The organism is Falsihalocynthiibacter sp. CO-5D18, from assembly GCF_041205445.1.
Lineage (GTDB): Bacteria > Pseudomonadota > Alphaproteobacteria > Rhodobacterales > Rhodobacteraceae > Falsihalocynthiibacter > Falsihalocynthiibacter arcticus.
On the sequence record NZ_JBGFCF010000064.1, the window covers coordinates 1 to 953 of the forward strand.

Genomic DNA, 953 nt, shown 5'->3' on the forward strand with positions numbered 1-953 from the left:
CACTGATGGTGTGGATGCCTCACCCCGGAACCGGCATCAAAGTGTGCCATAGTGGTGATATTGAAAGCACCAAATCGGAGGAGACATCCATGAACGAAGTTACAATGATTGGCGTCGACTTGGCAAAGTCAGTTTTCCAAGCGCATGGCGCGACGGCGACGGGTGAGCCCGTCTTCCGTAAGAAATTATCTCGGGGCCAGTTCTTAAAGTTCCTCAGCGAGCAGTCGTCTTGTGTGGTCGCGATGGAAGCATGTGCGTCATCGCATTATTGGGGCCGTGAGATCATGAAGCTCGGCCACGAGGTCCGTTTGATCCCACCTATCTATGTGAAACCGTTCGTTAAGCGTCAGAAGAATGACGCGAACGACGCTGAGGCAATTGCAGAAGCTGCGGTCCGGCCCACAATGCGATTTGTACCTGTTAAATCGGCTGAACAACAATCTCGCTCTATGGTCTTTAAGACGCGAGATCTGTTTGTCCGGCAACGGAATGCGATTATTAACGCGTTGCGGGGTCATTTGATGGAATATGGTATAGTCGCTCCACCTGGCCTGACCTTTGTGAAGAAGTTGGCAGAACAGATTGAAGACCCAGAAAGCGATTTATCCCCTATCGTCGTTGAACTCAGTCGGCTGCATCTGGATCAACTCAGTACCATCACGGATAAGATAGTTGTGATAGAGCGGCGTCTAAAAGATGAAGCAAAGACTGACCCAGAAACCATAAGATTACAAACCGCGCCGGGTGTTGGTCCAGTGAGTGCGATGGCAATCAAAGCTTTCTCTCCCCCGCTGGAGGGTTTCAAGCGAGGGCGTGATTTTGCGGCTTGGCTTGGGCTGGTACCTGTCCAGAAATCCACAGGCGGGCGGCAAATATTAGGCCGCACCTCAAAAATGGGCCAACGCGATATCCGACGATTGCTGATTATTGGGGCCATGACCCGTATCAGATGG

The 953-nt window shown here is 51.6% G+C and carries 1 protein-coding gene; it reads left to right on the forward strand.

The features are described from left to right. Window positions 1–89 precede the first annotated feature (89 nt). Window positions 90–953, forward strand: an 864-nt coding sequence (locus AB9F27_RS21880) for an IS110 family transposase (protein WP_369758200.1), incomplete at its 3' end; no start/stop codon positions are given.